This is a genomic window from Thermogemmatispora onikobensis, from assembly GCF_001748285.1.
In the GTDB taxonomy this organism is placed as follows: Bacteria; Chloroflexota; Ktedonobacteria; order Ktedonobacterales; family Ktedonobacteraceae; genus Thermogemmatispora; species Thermogemmatispora onikobensis.
In genome coordinates, this window is sequence record NZ_BDGT01000034.1 from 15,718 (window position 1) to 36,199 (window position 20,482).

14 protein-coding genes and 1 tRNA gene are annotated in these 20,482 nt (G+C 60.5%); 11 read left to right on the plus strand and 4 right to left on the minus strand.

Features of this window, described 5'->3' with window-relative positions:
• Window positions 1-118 precede the first annotated feature (118 nt).
• Both BGC09_RS14960 and BGC09_RS14965 read right to left on the minus strand, forming a co-directional pair.
• On the minus strand, window positions 119-1,486 hold the full coding sequence (locus tag BGC09_RS14960) for a sensor histidine kinase (RefSeq protein ID WP_069804789.1): 1,368 nt from the start codon (window positions 1,484-1,486) through the stop codon (window positions 119-121).
• On the minus strand, window positions 1,483-2,181 hold the full coding sequence (locus BGC09_RS14965) for a response regulator transcription factor (protein WP_069804790.1): 699 nt from the start codon (window positions 2,179-2,181) through the stop codon (window positions 1,483-1,485). Before BGC09_RS14965 ends, BGC09_RS14960 begins: the two co-directional genes overlap by 4 nt.
• Window positions 2,182-2,796: 615 nt before the next feature.
• Here BGC09_RS14965 and BGC09_RS14970 point away from each other — a divergent pair.
• The 4 genes from BGC09_RS14970 to BGC09_RS14985 all read left to right on the plus strand — a co-directional run bounded on the left by BGC09_RS14970 (window position 2,797) and on the right by BGC09_RS14985 (window position 10,549).
• Window positions 2,797-2,869, plus strand: a tRNA-Thr gene (locus BGC09_RS14970).
• A 686-nt stretch (window positions 2,870-3,555) separates the two neighbouring features.
• Window positions 3,556-4,701, plus strand: coding sequence for an acyl-CoA dehydrogenase family protein (locus BGC09_RS14975; protein ID WP_069804791.1), 1,146 nt, complete (start codon window positions 3,556-3,558; stop codon window positions 4,699-4,701).
• A 493-nt stretch (window positions 4,702-5,194) separates the two neighbouring features.
• Window positions 5,195-6,850: a ribonuclease J gene (locus BGC09_RS14980; RefSeq protein ID WP_069804792.1), complete on the plus strand. Its 1,656-nt coding sequence runs from the start codon at window positions 5,195-5,197 to the stop codon at window positions 6,848-6,850.
• Between the two features lie 693 nt (window positions 6,851-7,543).
• On the plus strand, window positions 7,544-10,549 hold the full coding sequence (locus tag BGC09_RS14985; protein WP_069804793.1) for a DNA translocase FtsK: 3,006 nt from the start codon (window positions 7,544-7,546) through the stop codon (window positions 10,547-10,549).
• Window positions 10,550-10,609: 60 nt separating this feature from the next.
• Here the strand turns inward: BGC09_RS14985 and trmD are convergent, their stop codons facing one another.
• A complete protein-coding gene (gene trmD, locus BGC09_RS14990) occupies window positions 10,610-11,338 on the minus strand; it encodes a tRNA (guanosine(37)-N1)-methyltransferase TrmD (protein WP_069804794.1) in 729 nt (242 codons plus the stop codon).
• A 146-nt stretch (window positions 11,339-11,484) separates the two neighbouring features.
• On the opposite strand from trmD, the gene BGC09_RS14995 reads away from it, so the two are divergent.
• The 7 genes from BGC09_RS14995 to BGC09_RS15025 all read left to right on the plus strand — a co-directional run bounded on the left by BGC09_RS14995 (window position 11,485) and on the right by BGC09_RS15025 (window position 19,152).
• Window positions 11,485-13,143, plus strand: a complete 1,659-nt coding sequence (locus BGC09_RS14995; protein ID WP_084658947.1) for a sensor histidine kinase — start codon at window positions 11,485-11,487, stop codon at window positions 13,141-13,143.
• Window positions 13,144-13,145: 2 nt separating this feature from the next.
• Complete coding sequence (locus BGC09_RS15000; RefSeq protein ID WP_069804796.1) at window positions 13,146-13,865, plus strand: response regulator transcription factor; 720 nt, start codon at window positions 13,146-13,148, stop codon at window positions 13,863-13,865.
• 6 nt (window positions 13,866-13,871) lie between these two features.
• Entirely contained in the window at window positions 13,872-15,881 is a 2,010-nt protein-coding gene (locus BGC09_RS15005; RefSeq protein ID WP_069804797.1) for a M6 family metallopeptidase, read from the plus strand.
• Between the two features lie 412 nt (window positions 15,882-16,293).
• Window positions 16,294-17,283, plus strand: coding sequence for a uroporphyrinogen decarboxylase family protein (locus tag BGC09_RS15010; RefSeq protein ID WP_176728938.1), 990 nt, complete (start codon window positions 16,294-16,296; stop codon window positions 17,281-17,283).
• Window positions 17,284-17,503: 220 nt separating this feature from the next.
• A complete protein-coding gene (locus tag BGC09_RS22265; protein WP_176728939.1) occupies window positions 17,504-18,133 on the plus strand; it encodes an NUDIX hydrolase in 630 nt (209 codons plus the stop codon).
• Between the two features lie 4 nt (window positions 18,134-18,137).
• The gene (locus BGC09_RS15020; protein ID WP_069804799.1) at window positions 18,138-18,509 is read left to right on the plus strand and encodes a hypothetical protein; all 372 of its coding nucleotides are present in this window, start codon (window positions 18,138-18,140) and stop codon (window positions 18,507-18,509) included.
• Complete coding sequence (locus BGC09_RS15025) at window positions 18,499-19,152, plus strand: MEDS domain-containing protein (RefSeq protein WP_069804800.1); 654 nt, start codon at window positions 18,499-18,501, stop codon at window positions 19,150-19,152. The genes BGC09_RS15020 and BGC09_RS15025 overlap by 11 nt, the downstream gene beginning before the upstream one ends.
• A 253-nt stretch (window positions 19,153-19,405) precedes the next feature.
• Here BGC09_RS15025 and BGC09_RS15030 read toward each other — a convergent pair whose 3' ends face one another.
• Complete coding sequence (locus BGC09_RS15030) at window positions 19,406-20,389, minus strand: AIM24 family protein (RefSeq protein ID WP_069804801.1); 984 nt, start codon at window positions 20,387-20,389, stop codon at window positions 19,406-19,408.
• Window positions 20,390-20,482 lie beyond the last annotated feature (93 nt).

The following is a 20,482-nucleotide window of genomic DNA, read 5'->3' on the forward strand; positions in this document are numbered from 1 at the left end:
GAATCTAGCTAACCGAGGATAAAATCGCTGTTAAGATCGCCTGGGGGGTGAGATTCTAGCTAGCTCCTCGCGAGAGGGAGTCGGCTTTGTGGATCATCCGACAGCGGCCACTGGCAGGTTAGCCTGCCCTCGCCACCACGGAAGCTAATTCCTGGCCGGTACTGAGGAGCGCTTCGGAGCCTGCACATCCAATAGACGATGGCAGGGAAGCAGGAGAGAGGTCAGACTGCTCAGCTTGAGCTAACGGCAGAGAGACAGTGAAGATGCTGCCACGGCCCGGCTCACTCCAAAGACTGACTTGTCCGTGGTGCTGCTGCACGATGGCCGCGACGATAGAGAGGCCAAGGCCAGCCCCGCCGCTGTGACGCGAGCGCGAGCTGTCAACGCGATAGAAGCGGTCAAAAATGCGTCCCTGCTCCTCGGGCGGAATGCCGATGCCGGTGTCAGCTACCGTGATGCACGCCTGTCCCTCGGACTCCAGACCATTGACACGCACCTCACCGCCCGAGCGATTGTAGCAGATCGCATTTTCGATCAGATTGGAGAAGACGCGCGCCAGCAGCAGCTCGTCGCCGATTACCACCAGATCGGGCAGATTCTCCAGCACAAGGCTGACCCCATGCTCCTGGGCCAGCGGCTGCAGTTCCTGGAGGACCTCCTCCAGCAGCGGCCCCAGACTGACCTCACTGCGGGTGTAGAGCGGCTGCTCACTCTTGACGAGCAGCAGCATGTTGGAAACAAGCGATTCCAGGCGAGTGAGGGCGCGCTCTTGAGCAGCAGCCATTTCCTGATAATCCTCCAGCGTCGCCTGTGGATCACCAGTCACGACTTCCAGACTGGCGCGCATGGCCGCCAGAGGGGTGCGCAGCTCGTGGGCCACGTTGGCAACAAAGCGCCCCTGCTGAGCAAAGGTCTCGCCCAGCCGGGCGAGCATAGCGTCAAAGGCCTCGGCCAGCTCCTTAATCTCATCGCGGGGTCCTGTCAGCCCCAGACGGGTATCGAGCGTCTCGACACTGATGCGCCGCGCCGCATTACTCACCTGGCGCAGGGGACGCAGAGCGGTACCCGCCAGCCAGTAGGCCCCAAATCCACCCAGCACAGCGACCAGAGCCAGACCAATCAGAGAGATACTCTGCAACTCCAGCAAGAGGGCACGCTCAATAGGATTGAGGTGGCCGCGAGCGAAGCTCTCAGCCAGGCGCTCCGCCAGCGGGGCCGGCAAGGGCGGAAGCGCGTTTCTGAGACGAGCGCCATTCGGCGAGACCGCTGTGCGCGACCAGTCCAGTCCAGTGCTGTGAATGATGCGCGAGAAACTATTAATGGCAGCAATATTGATAAAGAAGAGCAGCGAGAAGCTAAGGACAAAAACCAGCGCAGCGGAGCCGATAGCAATCCGCAAGCGCAGTGGCAAAAAGCGCCTCCGCGCACGACGCAGGCGCGGGAGGCGCAGACCCAGGCGCGATAACGAGAAAGAGTATCGGCTCATGCTTTCTCCTCCAATGGGGCAGAGAGCGGACCGAGACGGTAGCCCTGGCCAACAACCGTTTCGATATAGCGCGGCGCCTCGGCGACGTCTCCCAGCTTGCGCCGCAGCGAATTGATATGCACACGCACCGTGTTGGTGAACGGATTGGCCTGCGAATCCCAAACGTGCTCAAGGAGCGTTTCTTGACTGACCACCTCACCCTGGTGGCGCATCAAATATTCCAAAATGCCGAACTCTTTGCCGGTCAGCGAGAGGCGCTGATTGCCACGCCAGACCACGCGCGCTACCGGATCAAGCTTCAGGTCGGCGTAGCAGAGAAGCGGCTCGCGCCCGCGGAGATCGCGACGCAGCAAGGCGCCGATGCGGGCCACCAGTTCAGCGAAGTAGAAGGGCTTGACCAGATAATCATCAGCCCCCAGCTCCAGACCGGCCACCCGTTCGTCCGGCTTGCTGCGAGCGGTTAACATGAGGATGAGCAAAGCAGGGCGAAGCGCCCGGAGGCGGCGACAAACTTCCAGGCCATCGAGGCCGGGCAAATTGAGATCGAGGACAACCAGGTCGTAGTCATTGACTTCGGCCAGCATACAACCGCGCTCCCCATCGTAGGCAACATCGACAGCATAGCCACGCTGGCGCAATCCCTTCGCGAGCGCATGCGCAATATCAGGCTCGTCTTCAATGACCAGCAATCTCATATGCTCAGCTCTGGCCTCTCCTCACAAGGCGCGACACTTGACCCAGCCGGTCCACCTTGCCGCTGTCCACTCTTTGCGTCCCTGCGTCTCAGCAACCCGGCCTTGTCTGTATCTGTACGCGAGGCTACGGCCTGGTGGATCTACTAGATCATCATAATGAGATGGAGCCAGCAAAGCAACGGTTGGTATAGCAGCAAGCCCTTCCCTCTGAGCCAGCCCGAGTGAGACGCTCGACCATTGTGTCTCACGCCGCGAGCAGCCGTATTGCCGCAGTAGGGAGGGATGGCCTGCCGCCATGCAAGAACCACCGGTGGCAGGAGATTCGGCAGACCACCCCACCATCCCTACTGGAGGATACCCGGTCGCTGCTCAAGTATACAGAGAAGAGTTCAGAAAAGTATGACGGATCTGTAAAGAAACTTTAAAGTAGTATGTCATGCCTCCTATCAGCTGCCCGCCAGGTCCAGCCTGGCCAGGCCGCATTACGCCCCCTTCCTCCCCCTCTCTTGCAATCTCAGCCCCATTGTGCTATAGTAGAAAGCACAGAAGAAAGAAAGGAAGCAGAGAGTACCTCAGCGAGCACAGTAGACAGCGATCAAGCGAGTGAGAAGAGAGGCCGATGTAGCTCAGCTGGTAGAGCACTCGCCTTGTAAGCGAGTCGTCGTCGGTTCGAGTCCGACCATCGGCTCCGCTGCCCCGGCAGTTGTGGAACGCCGGGGCTTGCCGTATTGTGCAGGGCGTGACGCGACGCCCAGAGCGCAACAGTAAGGACACTGGTGCAGCTCGGCTGCCTTGCGTGTTGGTGCGTGCAGTTGGTTCAGCAGCAGCGTAGCCATGATGGCCGGTCCGCTCAGGCGCCGGCTTGAGGATCATGGCGCCCGGCTTGCACTCAGCAGCAAGCACGTCAGCCAGATGCCCGCGACCCTGCGGTTACTCACTTGTCCCGTCGTCCGCCGGCCTGTCAGTCTCTCTCTGCCCTCTGGTACACAGCTCGCTGCCTGCACAGAACAGAATGGATGGCTCGTTAGCGCTAGGCAGAGCGTTCTGAACGGAGCAAGCCTGGCACTCATCTTGCCTCGCTCCGTTCCTCATGCGGCAGCCGCTCATGGCACCTGGTGGCAGGACTGCTATAATGATGAAAAGACCGGCAGAGGTTACCTGTCTGTCCGTGGCAGACAATGCAGTGGCGCTCAGCCTGTCCGGCAGACCACGCCTTGCCCGCCGCTTTACCCTGGTCCGCTCGCCTTTCTCTGCCCAGTCTGCGCCAGCCAGTGCCAGCTAGCAACAGTCAGGGCGTTCGTTCGCTGGCTCCGGCTCCTTCCTGTAAGATCCAGCGGTGGCGAGCTGGAACCAGTAGCAGAACAGGAGCTAGCAGTGCAGTTCGATCTCGACGAGGAGCAACGAGCGATTCGCGACACCGTCCGTCGCTTTACAGAACAGGAGATTGTGCCCCACGCCTCTACGTGGGACGAACAGGAGTATTTCCCACGCGAAGTCTACCTGAAGATGGCGCCCTTGGGCCTGTTGGGCATGACGATCCCCGAGACCTACGGGGGCAGTGCTCTGAGCCGGACCGTGGCCGCCCTGGTCTATGAAGAACTGGCCCGGGGAGATATGGCTACCGCGGTCGGCCTCTCGGTCCACAACATGGTAGCAGGCTCCATCGCTCGCTTCGGCCACGAGGAGCAGCGCGAGCGCTGGGTCCGACGCCTGGCCCAGGGCGAGCTGCTCGGAGCCTTCGCTCTCAGTGAGGCCGGCGCCGGCTCGGATGCAGCCAGCCTTCAGTGTCGCGCCGAGCGTCGCGGCGATACCTATGTGCTCAATGGCACTAAGATGTGGGTCACCAACGGAGGCGAGGCCGATCTCTACCTGGTGATGGCCCGCACGAGCCCAGTCCGTGGCTCACAAGGAATCAGCTGCTTTGTAGTTGAGAAGGAGACTCCTGGCTTCCGCTTCGGGAAAACCGAGCGCAAGATGGGCCTGCATTCCTCCCCCACCCGGGAGTTAATCTTTGAGCAGTGCACTATTCCGCTCGGTCAGCGCCTGGGTGAGGAAGGCCAGGGCTTCAAAATCGCGCTCTCGTCGCTGGACGGCGGACGCATCAATATCGGCGCCATCGCCGTGGGAGTGGCCCAGGCCGCTTTCGAGGTCGCTCGCTCCTACGCTTGCCAGCGGACACAGTTCGGCCAGCCGATCGGCGCTTTCCAGGCCGTACAGTTTATGCTGGCCGATATGGCCATGAAGATTGAAGCTGCCCGCCTGCTGGTCTACGAGGCCGCCTATAAGCTGGACCACGAGCAGAATGCCAGTATGTACGCCTCAATGGCCAAGTGCTTCGCCACCGATGTGGCAATGGAGGTCACCACGAACGCGGTCCAGGTTCTGGGCGGCGCCGGCTACGTGCGGGATTACCCGGTCGAGCGCTATATGCGCGATGTGAAGGTGGCCCAGATCTTCGAGGGCACTAACCAGATTCAGCGCATGGTGATCGCCCGGGCCTTGCTGGGGAATATCCGTTGATAGACAGGTGTTCTAGTTTGCAGAAAAAGAAGAAAGTGGCCGATAGAAGATTGTAGGGACGGGTTGGCTCAGTGGCTGGCTACCTCCGCTGATCGGGTTGGCAGGCAGGCCAGAGCAGTGGCAGATACCTGCTAGGATCACCGCAACCAGGCCCCTCCAGCCTGACCCAACTCGACTTGACCCAGCCTGACCTACTCCTGACGGAGCCTGGCACAGGATAGCAGCGATGGCGGCCAGGGCAAGAGATGGCTGCGATGCGTCGGTCGCCAGCGCAGTGCTCTTCCTTGTTTTTTCGCATCGCCTATGCTAGACTTTTAATGGAATAATAGATCCGAATAGTGTGTATTTTTGATAGTTCAACGTTGCGTAGACTTTTCTGTATTTGGCTATAACTCCTGTTGGCGGAGACAGGAGTCGACATATATCTCATCAAAAGCAAAGAGTGGGCATACTCATGCTTGAGTGTGGTTAGGAGGTTTTTGTTACCTTGACAATGGAAAAAATTCGACTTATCCCCCTGGGTGGGCTTGGGGAAGTCGGAAAGAACATGATGGTGATCGAGTATGGTGAGGACATCATCATCGTTGACGCGGGGCTGATGTTTCCTGACGATGAGATGTTCGGGGTTGACCTGGTGATCCCGGACACCACCTATCTGCAGGACAAAAAGCAGCGTATTCGGGCGATTCTGGTCACCCACGGCCACGAGGACCACATTGGTGGTCTCCCCTATGTTCTCCCCGCGCTCGACTTCCCCCCCGTCTACGCTACCCGTCTGACCCAGGGGTTGATCCAGGTGAAGCTCAAGGAGCATAAGCTGCAGGATCGTGCTGTCATTAAGATGGTCGCTCCTGGCGATAAGGTCAAACTGGGCAAGTGCACTGCGGAATTCTTCCACGTCAATCACAGCATTCCTGACGCGGTCGGTATTGTGATTCACACGCCCGTGGGTACCGTGGTGCACACCGGTGACTATAAATTCGACCATACGCCGGTTGATGGGCAGCCGGCAGATTTTGGCACACTGGCGCGCATTGGTACGGAAGGCGTTCTGGTGCTACTGGGCGACAGCACGCGCGTGGAGTCGCCTGGCTATACCCCCTCGGAGCGCGTGGTCAGCGACTCGCTTGACAAGATCTTCGCCAATGCTCCCGGGCGCATCTTGATCGCTACCTTCGCTTCGCTGATCTCGCGTGTGCAGCAGGTAGTCGACACAGCGGTGCGCTATGGGCGTCAGGTTGCTCTGGTCGGGCGCAGTATGGTGAGCAATGTCCAGATGGCCATCGATCTGGGTTATCTGAGCATCCCCAAGCATACCCTGATCCGCGCTGAGGATATCAATAAGCTGCCGCCTGAGCGCATTGTGATCATCTGTACTGGCAGCCAGGGCGAGCCGACTTCGGCGCTAACGCGCATCGCCAACCAGGACCATCGTCTCGTGCGCATTCAGCCGGGTGACACCGTCATTCTTTCCGCGACGCCGGTGCCAGGCAACGAGAAGATGGTCAATCGCACGATCAATAATCTCTTCCGCCAGGGGGCGGAAGTCTTCTATCAGGGCGTCTCGCCGGTGCACGTCTCTGGCCACGCCGCTCAGGAAGAGCTGAAGCTGATGCTGAGCATGATCCGACCGAAGTTCTTCGTGCCGATTCACGGCGAGTACCGTCAGCTGATGCTCCATGCAAAGCTGGCTGCCTCGCTGGGCATCCCCGCAGATCACATTGTGATCGCCGAGGATGGCGACGTGATCGAGGTGACGAAGAACTCGATCCATGCTGCTGGCCATATCTCCTGTGGCAATGTCTATGTCGATGGCTTGGGCGTGGGCGATGTCGGTCAGATCGTACTGCGCGATCGCCAGGTGCTGGCCCAGGATGGTATCCTGATGGCCGTTCTGACGGTCGATAAGGAAACGGGGCGCCCTCTGGCTGGACCGGACATCATTTCGCGCGGCTTCGTCTATATGCGCGATGCCGAGGAACTGCTGGCGAGCGCGCGCGAGCGAGTGCTGGAGTCCTTCGTTGGTCTCAACGGCCACGCCTCCGATTGGTCCTTTGTAAAGGACAAGATTAAGCACACGCTCAGCGAGTTCCTTTACGAGAAGACCCATCGTCGGCCTATGGTCCTGCCGGTAGTTATGGAGGTCTAAGCTGGAACCAGCCTGGCGCGGGGTGAGCGAGAGCCGCCGCATGATCCGCCCCGCCGCTCGTCGGCCTTGTCTCTCGCCTCTCCCCGCCGCCAATTCCTGGTTCCTCCGCCCTCCGAAGGTCTCTCTGGTTCCGCGGCAAGCAGCAGCACTTTCTCTTTCTCCTCTCTCCCTTCCTTCTTTGTGACAATTCTGCGACAGATCACTGATGTGCCTGCGACAGGTTCTGCTTATGCTTTAGGCAGAGAGCGCACTACGAGGAGTCTCGTCAGCATTGGCATAGAGAGAATAGAGTCGATCCCTTCTCTGCTCTGTGTTTTTTTCCTGTCCTTGTCTGCGCTCTCTTTTTTTTGCGGTCCTCCTGGCCGTCCGCAATCCTGGCCGTTGCCTGCTGCCTGCTGCCTGCGCCAGACTGGACTGGACCAGACCATAGGCCCCAGAGAGAGGCTCGGGGACTGGCGTTCTTCTTGCTCGCGGGCGCCAGTCAGAGCGCGCTAAGCCCGCGCTAAGCCGCGATTTCCCCACTTGCGCCCTTGGAACATCTGCGCTATCATACTGGTGTTGCTTATAGAACTCTGGCACGCGCTATCCCAGCAGAAGCGCTGCTGGAGAGGAAGAAGAGCGCTCCTCTTTTTTAGCGAATGCCACGGGAGAGGATCGCCTGCATAGCTCACAGGAGGAGCAGACGGAGCGGGAATGGCAGCCAGCGATCAGAAGAATCAGCGTAAGGAGCGCATTGTCCCGGGCGTAGAGGCGAAGCGGACGGCGCGGGCGAGCGCTGCCGCAGGCGCCGTCGGGTCCAGCCGCGCCCGCGTTGAGCAACGGACTCCCGGACCTGCTCATGCCCGGCAGGCACCAAAGCGCGCCTCGGCGGGTTCCCGGTCATCGGGGCGTAAAGCCTCTTCAGCCCCGTCTTCCCCCCCCGCTGACCAGACGGGGGACGAGCGCTTTATTCACTGGCTCCGCGCGCAGTGGCAACGCCTTGAACCCCATCAGCAGCAGCAGTTTTACAGCTTAATCCTGCTCTTGCTCTCCCTGGTCCTGCTCGGTGCACTGACGATTTTCCGTCAGGCTTTCTTTCTGAAAGAGATCCGTGCCATCTCTACGGCTCTCCTTGGCTGGTCGGTCTACGTGCTGGCTCTCAGTTTGCTGGCGTTGGCCGGGATCTTGCTGATCGAGGGCCTGCTCCAGCGCAATCTGCTGCGCAGGTCACTGGTAGGCGGGTTGGCCCTGCTCTGGCTGCTGGTCCTGGCTGAAAGCCAGCTCCTTTTCGGTGGTGAGACCGGCGGCTTCCTTGGCGCTCTCCTGATTTTGCCTCTCCACAACTGGCCAGCTGCTGTCGGTCACATTCTGATCCTGGGCCTGATGGTCCTGGTCAGCATTGTCACCTTCCGCATCACCTTCGGGCATATTCTGGCCGCCGCCCGCTTCGTGCGCCAGCTCTTCGCCGACCACGTGGAGCGTCCCGCGCACACCGGCAGTGGTGAAGGTGCCCGCGGCCCTTCGCCTTTTCTTGGCCAGCGTCCCCGCTACAGCCGCTATGGCGGTCAGGCTCAGGCCGGAGCCAGCTCTGGAGACGATGAAGGGACCGCTCAGGGAACACGCGCCGGGATGGTCCGCTCGTCAGTCAGCCCCGCAGAGCCAACGATGAGCGAGGAAGATGAGGATATCATCGAGTTCGAGCCAGATTTCGAGAGTGACGATGACCGCCAGGATGGCAGAGACAGAGCGTTCCACCGGCACCAGCCTGGCTCTCTTCTCCGCGGTCCGTATCCGCCGCCCAAGCCGCTGAATCGCCAGGAGTATCAGGCCGCCACACGAGGAGCGCAGCAGCAGCCGCTGCCCTTCGACGGCGAGCACCCGCCTCAGCAGCCGCTGCACATCTCCGCGCACAACGTTGTCCCCAATCTGCCAGAGATGGAGCCGCTGACGCCCAATCCTCTGAAGCGTCAGTCAGCTGCGGAGGTCAGTAGAGGGTCGCAGCCTCGCAGTGGAGGTCAGCCCTCGTCTCCGTGGAAGTTACCGGACTTGGGCCTGCTCAATCGGCCCGAGGACATGAAGCTGCAGATGTTGGGCGAAGATACGGTCGCCCTGGCCAAGCTCATTCAGGATACGCTGCGCAGCTTCCGCGTCGAGGCCGAGGTGCGGCCTGAAGACATCAGCATCGGCCCCACGGTGATCCGGTTTGGCATCCGCCCGACAGGCAAGCCGGCCATGCAGCCTGACGAGAAAGGGCGCCTGGTTCCTGTGCGCGACGCCTCCGGCAATATTGTCTATGAGTCGCGCACACGAGTGAGCCGCATTATGGCCCTACAGAACGATCTGGCCCTGGTATTAGAGGCGCGCTCAATCCGCATGGAGGCCCCGGTGCCAGGCCGACCCTACGTCGGCGTCGAGATCCCTAATAAAAATAGCCGCCTGGTGACGCTGCGGGAGATCCTGGAGAGCAAGGAGTATCAGAGCGCGCGGGCCAAGTCCAGACTGGCGGTGGCCCTGGGCAAGGATGTCGCCGGCGCGGTTCGCGTTGGCGATCTGGCGCGCATGCCCCACCTGTTGATCGCCGGGGCCACGGGCGCCGGCAAAAGCGTCTGCATCAATGCGATGATTGCCACCTTCCTGATGCAGGCCACTCCCGACGACCTGCGCCTGCTGCTCGTCGACCCCAAGATGGTCGAGCTGACGCACTACAATGGCATTCCTCACCTGTTGATGCCAGTGGTGACAGAAGTTGACACGGTGGTGGGCCTGCTCAAAAACGCGATTCACGAGATGGAGCGCCGCTATCGTCTCTTCTCCCGCCTGGGTGTGCGCAACCTGGACAGCTATCGCAAGCTGCGCAACGAGCGACTGGCCCGCGGAGACAACTCGCTCCAGAACTTGCCCGCCATCGTCATCATTATCGACGAGCTGGCCGATCTGATGATGACGGCGCCCGAGGAGGTAGAGGGGCTGATCTGCCGCCTGGCTCAGCTTGCCCGAGCCACAGGCATCCACCTCGTGGTAGCAACGCAGCGCCCCTCAGTCGATGTAATCACCGGCCTGATTAAGGCCAACATTCCAACGCGCATCTCCTTCATGGTCAGCTCAGCCATTGACTCGCGGACCATCATCGACATGGGTGGAGCGGAACGCCTGCTTGGACGCGGTGACATGCTCTACCTGCCCGCCGATGCCGGCAAGCCGGAGCGCATCCAGGGAGCCTTTGTCGCCGATGAAGAGATTGAGCGCCTGGTCACCTACTGGAAAGAGCAGGCTTCCCAGCATCGCCCAGGAGGCAGCCCGGAGATCGAACCCGGCTGGGAGGTTCACGAGCAGGAGGCCGAAGAGTCTACACTGGACGACGAGCTGCTGGAGCAGGCCGAACAGGTAGTACGCGAGTATGGCCGGGCTTCCATCTCTCTCTTGCAGCGGCGCTTGCGTGTCGGCTATGCCCGAGCAGCCCGCCTGATCGACCTGCTAGAGGCCCACGGCATCATTGGTCCCCAGGAGAGCGGCGGGCGAGCGCGCGAGGTGCTGGAGAGCCGCCCGAGCTTCGGCGGAAGCCGCCACGAGGGCGAGGGCCGCACGATGGCCGACGAGGTCGAAGAGATTATTGCCGAGGAGCGGGCCCGGCAAGAAGCCCTCCGACGCCAGCAAGAGCGCCAGCTACGCGAGCCGCGCCCAGCTGCCAACGACAACGATCAGCCCGCCGCCGAAGAGTGAGCAGCCGTACTGCCTTCTACCAGACCAGATCGGCCAGGGCTGACCCAGGACAGGTGCAACTTACCAGCCTTCAGTCTCCAGCTCCTTGAGGAGCTTCTGATCTTCTTTGCTGCTGAGATCAAGCCTGGCAAAGAGATCGGGGCGCCGGCGCTTCGTGCGGCGCAGGGCTTCCTTCCGCCGCCAGCGCGCGATCTGCGCATGATTGCCGGAGAACAAGATCTCGGGCACTCGCCAGCCACGGAACTCCGGCGGACGGGTGTACTGGGGATACTCCAGCAGAGAGTCGCTGTGCGACTCTTCGTGCGTTGAGGCCTCGTCGCCCAGGACGCCGGGAATGAGGCGGGCCACAGCATCGACGACGACCATCGCAGGCAGCTCGCCGCCAGTGAGCACATAATCGCCGATCGAAAGCTCGTCGGTTGCCAGATGCTCAGCCACGCGCTCATCGACCCCCTCATAGTGGCCACAGATCAGAGAAAGGCGCGGCTCGCGGGCCAGCTCGCGTGCGATCTGCTGATGAAAGAGGCGACCCTGGGGCGTCAGCAGAATGATAGGCCCGCCCTGATAGACGGCCTCGACCGCGGCGAAAATCGGCTCGGGTTTCATGACCATACCGACGCCACCACCATAAGGATAATCGTCGACAACGTGATGCTTATCAGTCGTAAAATCTCGAATGTTGTGCAAGGCTATCGAGAGCAGACCTCGCTCGCGTGCACGCTTGAGGATGCTTTCAGAAAACGGCCCCTCAAACATGGCCGGGAAGAGCGTGAAGATGTCGATGTGCATCTCTGTCCTACCTGAAGGCTTTGTGTTAAAATAGCACTGGCACCGAACGTTGACAATCCCCGGCGGGGAGCTGTGCCAACCTGCCCCTGCCGGCCCCGCTCTGTACCCAGATACATGCCTTGTCTCTGTCTTTGTCGGAGCCTGCCATGTCCCGATCCCTGACGCAGCACTTCAAGGACTTGCATGGCCAACTCGTGATTCTCATCGGGAGTGCCATCCGCCTCCTGGGTGGAGAGGCTGGCCTCTTTGTGGTGGCCAACGAAGCCTTCGACCCCCAGAGCAGCGAAGAATACACGGCCTACCAGATCAACGAGACAGCGGTCGCGAGCCTGCTGGCCCACATCCAACGTGGATCGCTGCCCACACCAGCCCGGCCTTTTGTCGTTGAGCGCCTGCCGTCCTCGCTCCTGGATGAGCTGGATCTCTTTGCCGATTTCATCGGTCCTGATCCTCAACCTGAGAGCGCCCCCTCCCAGGCCCAGGCCCGTAGCAGCCAGAAGCGTGACAGCTCCGACCCGGGCAGCAGCCGCCAGATCCAGGCGTATGAGCGCTGCTCGCTGATTCTCCACGATCAGAGCGGCCTGGTGGGAATGCTGCACTACCTCCGCCCCGCCGGCAGCAGCTCCTGCCTGGAGAACGATGCGATTCGCTTCGCCCTCTTCCGGGCTCAGCTGGCCGCCAGCATGCGCTTCGCCCTCAAAGCGCAGTCGCTGGTACGCGAGCAGGAGCGCCTGGCGGCCATCTTCCAGTACAGCACCGATGGCATCCTCACCGTTGACCACGCCTTTCGCATCATCGATTTCAATCCAGCAATGGAGCGACTGACGGGCTGGCGCGAAAGCGAGGTGCTGGGCCGCTTTTATTACGATGTGCTGCGCCCCAAGGATCGGCAAGGGAACGATCTGGGCCTGGAGAATTCACCGATCCTCCAGGCCTTTGCGGGTAAGCCCGTCGTCAATCGCGAGATTCAGATCACGGCGCGCGACGGCCAGCGCTTCAGCGTCAGCGTCTCAGCCTCCTGCGTCCATTCAGCACGCGGCGAGCCGATGAACGGTATCTTGACCGTGCGCGACATCACGCGCGAGCGCGAACAAGAAGAGCAGCGTTCCATGTTCATCTCCGTCATCTCCCACGAGCTGCAGACGCCGATCGCCATCATCAAAGGCTACGCCTCAACGCTGGCCCGTACCGACGCCACCTTTGACCGCGAGGCACTGCGCGCGCGCCTCCTGGCCATCGAAGAGGAGGCCGATCGCCTCAATAAGTTGGTCGGGAACCTGCTCTACGCCTCGCGCATCGAAGCGGGCGGCCTGCATATGGAGATTGCCCCCCTGGATCTGGAGCCACTGATTCAGGGCGTCGTGCGACGCTTCCAGGCCAGAAGCCCCGATGTCGACATCAAGGTGCAGCTCCCGCCCAACCTGCCGCTGGTCATGGCCGACCGCGACCGCATCGAGGAGGTGCTGGAGAACCTGCTGGACAACGCCATGAAATACTCGCCGCGGCAGCGCACAGTCACGGTGAGCTGCTCCACGGTGGGCGATGAGGTGATCGTCAGCGTCAGCGATCAGGGCATGGGCATCTCGCTGCGCGACCAGGAGCGGCTTTTCCAGCGCTTCCAGCGTCTCAATCACCCATCGACGTCCGGACGCCCAGGCGCCGGTCTTGGCCTCTATATCTGCCGCGCTATCATTGAGGCCCACGGAGGAAGGATCTGGGTGGAAAGTGCGCTACATCAAGGCTCAACGTTCTCGTTTAGCCTGCCTCGCAAGGAGAAGGCGCAATTGCCTATGGTGGTGTTTTAAAGATGGAGAAGGAAAATTTCGATCACCGTGATATCACCATTCTCATTGTTGATGATGAACCGCGTATCCGTGATCTTGTGCGTATGAATCTAGAGTTAGAGCACTATCATGTACTGGAGGCAAGTAGTGGAGAGGAGGCCCTGGAGCAACTGCGCGAAAACTTGCCCGATCTCATTGTCCTTGATGTCATGATGCCAGACATGGATGGCTTTGAGACCCTGCGCCAGATCCGTGAGGTCTCGACCGTTCCGGTGATCATGCTGACGGTGCGCCAGGACGAACACGACCGCATTCGCGGCCTGGACCTGGGAGCCGATGACTATATTGCCAAGCCCTTCAGTCCACGTGAGCTACTCTCGCGCATCCGGGCCTTGCTGCGCCGGGCTTTCATGCCGCCGCCGGCGCGCAAGACCGAGATTGTTGTCGACAAGGACCTCAAGATCGACTTCGCCAGGCGAGAGGTCATTGTCCGCGGCCAGAAGGTCACCTTGCGTCCCACTGAATACCGTCTGCTTTACCATCTCGTCAACAATGCCGGGCGGCTTCTCACCCACGAGACGCTACTCTCCAAGGTCTGGGGACGGGAATATCGAGACGAGGCCCATTATCTGCGGCTGTACATTACCTATCTGCGGCAGAAGATTGAGAAAGATCCTGCTCACCCCCAATACATCCTGACAGAGCGGGGCGTAGGCTATCGCTTCAAGGAACTGGAGGGCTAAGCGACTATGAGCACACGGGCTCGGGGTAGGCTCTCGCTCCTTCGCGAATGGTTGGGCTTACTGACTCTGCTGCTTACACTCGTGGTCACAGGGGGCGCCTGCTCCCCCTTTGGCAATACCGCCTCTCTCAAGACGCCGACGTCCGGCGACGTCACCGTTGGCCCGAAGCTGTCGCCAACGCCCCAGAACCTGCCAGCGCTCCTGCAGGCCGAGCGCTTGCTCACAACCGCGGCCCATCCGCCACGCGATCTCTACAGCCTGGCCCAGCGCCTCAAGCTGCACGACCCGCAGCCGCCGCCACAGCGGGGGCGCAGCACGCCGCTCAACGCTCATCCTGGCCAGGAAGACCAGTTCTGGCTACTCAACCTCGATACCCACCGCTATGAGCGCATTCGTGCCAGGCTGGTCTACGTCACCCCCCACGTCTACATGTACGTCGAGGACGGCCAGAGCGCCAGCCTGACTGCCCTTAAAAGCTCCGCCGACCTCTTTGAAGAGCGCATCTATCCCGGCGAGCACGCCATCTTTGGCAGCGAGTGGCAGCCAGGCATCGACGACGATGTACACCTGACCATCCTGAACGCCGCGAGCCTGGGCAACGGCGTCGGCGGCTACTTTTCTTCCGCCGACGAGTACCCGACCGCCATCAATCCCTACAGCAATGAGCGCGAGATGATCTACATCGACCTCGACACCATGCTGCCGGGGACAGCCGATTACAACAGCACTCTGGCTCACGAATTTCAGCATATGATTCACTGGCATCTTCATCCCAACGATCCCGAGTGGATCAATGAAGGGATGTCCCTGCTGGCTCAGCACCTCAACGGCTTCTCTGTGGGCGGCGCCGACCGCGCCTTCCTCTCTCATCCCAACACGCAGCTCACCGACTGGAGCGACGACATGCCAGCGGCCTTAGACCACTACGGGGCCGCCTATCTCTTCCTGGCCTACTTCGCTGAGCACTATGGTGGCTACCCCATTCTCAAAGAGCTGCTGAGTGATCCCGCCGATCCTCCCCTCAGCTTCGACCATGTTCTGGCCCATCATGGTTATAAGGATCGTTTTGATGACGTAGTAAATAAGTGGTACCTTGCCAATGTCATCCAGGACGATAGCATCGACAAGGGAGACTACGGCTATGCCACCATCCAGGTCGGGGTTCCTGTGCCGTCGCAGTCAGTCACAGGCTATCCTTTTACCATGCTCAACAGCATCCATCAATACGCGGCAGAGTACTACACCTTTGAGCCGGCAGGGCAGGCGGGCAACCTGACCCTGACCTTCAACGGCACGCCTACCACACCCATCATCGCGAACACGCCCTACCATTCGCACTATGAATGGTGGAGCAATCGATATGATAATATGGATAGTACCCTGACTCGCTCCTTTGACCTGAGCAGGCTCAAAGGCCAGCATGTCACCCTGCAATTCGCCGCCTGGTTTGATCTGGAACGCGACTACGACTATGCGTTTGTAGAAGCCTCGACCGATGGGATCAACTGGACAACGCTGCCCGGACGCTACACAACGGCCAGCAATCCCAATGGGGGGAACTGGGGTTATGGCTACACCGGAACCAGCGGCGGGAGCAGTCCGCAATGGGTCGAGGAGCAGATCGACCTGACCCCCTACGCTGGCCAGCGCATCCAGTTGCGCTTCGAGGAGGTCACCGATGATGCAGTGAATCACCAGGGCTTTGCCCTGGCCTGGATACGCATTCCAGAGCTGCATTTCGAGGATACCCTGGCCAGCGACAACGGCTGGGTCAGCCACGGCTTTATCCGCTCAGCGAACGTGCTGCCGGAACACTATAATGTGCAGGCCCTGGTCTATGAGGGCCAGGATTTCAGTGTTCGCCACTTCCTTGTCAACCTGGCCAGCGGCCAGGCCAGCGTGACCATCCCGGATTTTGGCAGGAAGGTCAGCCGGGTCACCCTCGTCATCTCCGCCTGGGCAGTTGCCACCTCGCTCCCGGTCCGCTACCAGCTGACGGCCCGGCTGGGGCTGTAAGCCAGCAGCGTGGCCGCGGTGCCGCATCCACCGTTGCACCATGCTGGTGGAGAAGACAGAGAGGGAGTCTGAAAGGCAGGATGCGCATGTACTACCCACCCACCCACCTGGCGATGGCGATCCAACCAACGCAGCCCCTGGTCAGGCAAGGTCAGCGGGGAGCCAGGCGCGCTACAGAGCGAAGCGCCAGCGACCGGCTCCCCGCTGGCAGCGCGCTGCCCAGCCAGCAAGCGCGTCCTTCCCCCACAGCAGACCCCGCCCGGCAGGGGCCCGGATCACCCTGTGCCTGTGCACCGCACCTCGCTCTGCAGCGGAACGAATGGGAGGCCCAGACGCCGCTGTCTACCAGGGCTGTCAGGAAGCATCGTTTCTATCCAGTTAGTGATCTTGTCTAGAGGGGATGGGAAAGACCTTGAATAAAAAGGAACGTGTTGACGCCGCTTTGCGCGGTAAACCGGTCGATCGTGTACCAGTGAGCATGTGGGGGCACGACTACGAGCGCGAATGGAACATGCAAACGTTCGTCGAGGCCATGATCGAGAACTTCACGCGCTATGACTGGGACTTCCTGAAGGTCAATCCGCGTGCCTCCTATCATGTCGAGGGCTGGAAGGTCCGTGTGCGCCCCTCCGGCGACAAATATAAGCCGCCGATCTTCGAGGATACTCCCATCAAGAGCACAGCGGACTGGAAGCGGCTGCGCCCGCTGGAGCCGACACAGGGAGCCCTGGCCGAACAGCTACGGGCCTTGCAGCTCATCAAGTACCATCTCGGGAACGACGCCTACTTTGTCCAGACGATTTTCTGCCCGCTGGGCGTGGCCAGGTACCTGGCTGGCAACAGCACAGAGGCGGTGCTACATAGCATCCGCGAAGATCGCAAGGCCCTCCATACGGGCCTGCGCACGATCCTGGAAACCTTTATCACTTTCGCCATCGCTTGCATGGAAGAGGGAGCCAGCGGCATCTTCTATGCAACCAACGGCTGGGCCCGCGAGGGTCTGCTCACCCAGGATCAGTACCGCGAGTTTGGTGAACAGTATGACCTGGAGTTCCTGGACGCTATCAAGGGACGCAGCAAGTTCACCATCCTGCATAACTGTGGCCCCCGCATCTACTTTGACCTGCTGGCCAACTACCCCGTCCACGCTCTGAGCTGGGCCGCTACCCTGGAGGGAAATCCCGATCTGCGCGAAGGGAAGCGCCGCTCAGGGAAAGCGGTCATGGGCGGCATCAGCGAAAAAACCGTGCTGCGCACCGGTACCCCGGATCAGGTGCAAGAGGAGGTGCAGAGGGCTTTAGAGCTGACCAACGGCGAGCACTTTATCCTGGCCCCAGGCTGCGCCGTCCCCCCCGATGTGCCTCCCAAAAATCTGGAGGCAGTCCGACAGATGCTGTCTTGACACATGTCAAGGCATTCGCTATACTGCCACGATAAGGAGCGGCGCAACCTGTTCCCCCTTATCAGGAAGAGGTTTCGCGCTGCGTCAACGCTCTGGCAGGTATCAGTACGCGGCGCGACTCTCTCAGGTCGCGCCCAATTCTTTTGTTGTTGACTGACTGGCGAGAATGCGCATGCGACGGTCAGCAGCAGTATTCGCAGTAAGGAGGAGTGGGGCGAAGTTGCGATGGCATAGAGAGGAAACAGCTCGGGGCTGGGACCGCTATCAGCACTATCGTACGCTGCGCGCGTACTCAGCCGGCGGCGTCGTCTTCCGCCTGGTTCCTGCCTCAGCCCCGCTAGCTCAAAGGCAGCAGCAGTTACAGTGGCAACAACAGCACTACGCCAGACAGCGATCCTTTCAGGGGAAAGCGGTACGCAATTTCAGGGGGCTGATTGGCAGCGAAGGGATGAGCATCGAGGTGGCTCTGGTCGGTCGGAGCCACCCGGGGATCTGGGTGCTGCCGAAGGGGACGCCGCATGCCGGTGAGACGATCGAGCAGGTGGCCTTGCGCGAGGTGCAGGAAGAGACGGGCCTGCAAGTGCGCCTGATCGCCTACATTGGCACGATCTCCTATCGCTTCGTGCGCGACCATATTCGCTATCACAAGCAGGTGCGCCATTTCCTGCTGGAGGCCATTGGCGGCGATATCACGCTACACGACCAGGAGTATGACCGCGTTGGCTGGTTCTCTCTGGGCGAAGCCTGTCGCCTCCTGACATATCAGAACGAGGTCAATATTCTCTACCAGGCGGAGGCCATTTTGCAACGCTGGCTACAACAGCGGCACCGGCAGGAAGGATCTTGTTAGCCCTATGCAACAGCGACAAGAGCATGCGCGCTATTCCCTGTTTCGGCGGATTTTCTTCCCCTACAGCGGCGGAGAGGCGCTGACGACCAGACAGAGCCTGCGCATCATCATCGCCTGGACACTGGTTGTCCCCGTGTCCATGACGCTGCTGACGCTCGTCCTGTCCCTGCTCCTCGGTCTCTCTCCGCAGCGCATCGTTCTACTGGTACTCATTACGTTCTTATCAGGTGTGATGGTCTTCGGTCTCTTAAGCCTGGTCGTCATCGCCACCAACAATCGAGCCGTGCGGCTTCGCCAGGAGCGGCAGGCGCGTTTCAGCCAGGGAGGCCAGGCAGCAGAAGGAGGAGAAGACCGTGGAGGTAGGTATGGATCTTAGTGTCGAGGGCAAATCTGAGCGCATTCCTCCTGGCTCCCACATTTGCCAGCTTTACAGCAAAGTGTCAGAGATTCCAGGCGTGACGGCGCGCCTCCTCCGAGTCGGTCTGACAGCCTCGGAAAAGTGCCTCTTTGCCGCCGCTCCCGCCCAGGTTCAGGAGCTGCGAGAGGAATTAGCCAAGCTAAACGTCGACGTCAATGCCACACTCGCCAGCGGACAGCTGGTCTTGCACGAGGAGCGGGAGAGCTTCCTTGCTCATGGCTCCCGCTTTGATCCCTATTTCCTGCTCTCCTCCCATCAGACGTTCATCGCCCAGGCGCTGCGCGAAGGCTGGAAGGCCGTGCGCATCTCCATCGACATGAGCTGGCTCACCAGCGACGTGGCGACTCCGGAGCAGATCCTCAAGTATGAAGCGGCCTCTGATGCCGTTTTCACTTTCCAGAATGCGCCCATCATCGCCCTGATGCACTATGACCATAGCAAGCTGATGCCCGGCCTGGTGGCTGAGTTGCTCAAGCTGCATCCTATCTCCGTGGTCGGGAAATATATCAAACGCAACCCTTACTACCTGAACTCGGAGCAGTACATGCTCAAGGTACTGCGGATGAGTCGCGACAAAGACCAGGGACGAGCAAGCTCTTAGTCCCACCATCTTTCACCTATCCACCCAGAGATAGGAACGCCCCCCCCACAGCCAGAAGGCAGAGACCGGCCCAAAGCGGCTCTGAGCCGATGAGACAGGAGGGAGCCGGGCCAGAGAGCAGAGAGGGTCTCAGCGACAATCGGGGGACAGCCACAACCGCTATCGCTCCACTTACTCAGCCTCGCCTCCCCCCGCTCGCTGGTGCGCTGCTCTTTGGTCCGGCTCCCATGTCCTTTCTTCAGCCTGGATCAGTTCAGCTGAAGAGGCTGCCCAGACCGCCAAAGTTGCTGGTGCCTCCGGCCTGGGGAGCGCCCTCATTCTCTGGCGGATGGTACGTCATGGACTGGATACCCACCCGGCCCGGTCCAATGAAGCGATTCAGCGTGATCGAGGCACCTGCCACAAAACCACCGATGGCGCCCAGAATGCCACCACCGCGCTGCGAGCCGGCCACGGTCGTCACGGTCATTTGGACCGAGGGATCTTTCCAGAGCCAGGCCCCCGGCTCGATGTCCAGCGCCTCGCCCGGCGCAAGCATCTTCTCAAAGACATTGCCATACCCATGCAGCAAGACGATGCCTTCGCTGCCAATAGCGGTAAAGCGGTCGATAAAGAAACCTGTGCGGCTAAACAGAATATTGGCGATTCCCTGAACAAAGGTAAAGTCGTACTCAATATTGCCGGTAGCTACCAGAAACTGATGCTCACGCACCTCAACAGTCTGACCAGGCTGGAGGCGGAGCGCCACAATCTGACCCACCGAGTCCCGTGAGAAAGCAATATTGCCCGGTCCGTAAGCCTCGGTCAGGAAAATCTGTAGTCCAGCAAAGAAGCGACGGGCCGCCCCTTTGAGAGACTTAAAGCCAATTTGCACACCAGGATGCTTCCAGAGCAGAATATGGTGTTCGAAGTAGATGGGCATCTGGTTGCCGAGCATGATGTCGACAACCGGAACCAGCTCGCCCTCGATGGAAATGGTCATGTCAGCTACCTGCAGAGGGCCACGCGGATTGTGCAACTCGGACCGAGGCACAGCATTTCCAAAGGGACTGCTGCTATACTCCTCGTACTGGTTGGGGGGCACATATCCCCCTTGAGGAGCGCTGTAGGGATCAGCCGGCGGTACCGAAGACGCGGGCGGCACGGGTGTTCTCCCCGCCGGCTGCAGCGGCATCCCACAGGTACCACAGAAACGGACCCCATCGGCGACTTGACTTTGACAACGGGGACAAATCATCACCAAAACCTCCCTGGTTGGTAGGTTCAAACAGGTCAGGCGAGGTCTAACACCAGCCAACTTAGCTCAGCGTAAGGGAGCACATTGCTCATC